Source organism: Methylibium rhizosphaerae (assembly GCF_006386545.1).
In the GTDB taxonomy this organism is placed as follows: Bacteria; Pseudomonadota; Gammaproteobacteria; order Burkholderiales; family Burkholderiaceae_C; genus Pseudorivibacter; species Pseudorivibacter rhizosphaerae.
The window spans coordinates 1-606 of record NZ_SWAR01000187.1 but is presented as its reverse complement, the minus strand read 5'-3'; the positions used below and the strand labels follow the sequence as shown (position 1 = coordinate 606).

Genomic DNA, 606 nt, shown 5'->3' with positions numbered 1-606 from the left:
GGGCGACGCCAGCAATCGCTACACCTACGTCGACATCGATCCGCACATCCGGTTCGTGGCCGAGCGACAGTTCATTCGGGGGCCGATCAACGGCCGCTTTGTCGCCGAGGACGCACGCCGGTTCGTCGCGAGAACGCAGGAGCGCTTCGACGCCGTCGTCGTGGACGTCTACACCTCGTCGAACGCGATCCCGGGCCACCTGCTGACAGTCGAGTTCTGGCGTGCCGCGAGGCGAGTGCTGTCCGCCGATGGGGTGGTGATGGCGAATCTGGTGCTGGATCCGGCCTTGCGGAGCGTCTTCGCGCGCAACGTGCTGTCCACCATAGAGCAGGAGCTCGGCCGGTGCGCGGTGGAGGTGCTGCAGCGTCAATGGGCAGCCAGCAACGTCGTCGTCACATGCCTGCCTGGCCAGCAGGAGCTTCGACACGCGAGACCGTACACAGATGAACGGTCGAGCGCCGACCTCGACCGCGCCGTGGGGCTTCGATAGAGCTTCGCGTCCGGCGCAGGGCGCCTGAGTGCTGCTCTGGCGCGCACATGTCGGCAACGACGCAGCAAGGGCCGCGCCGCTGGGCTCACGGAAGCTCGGGTGCTTGCGTGCCGTGG

The 606-nt window shown here is 67.5% G+C and carries 1 protein-coding gene; it reads left to right on the top strand.

Annotated elements, in window-relative coordinates; translation table 11 throughout:
* On the top strand, window positions 1–490 hold a 490-nt coding region (locus tag E8D38_RS28045), incomplete at its 5' end, for a spermidine synthase (protein WP_181179596.1).
* Window positions 491–606 lie beyond the last annotated feature (116 nt).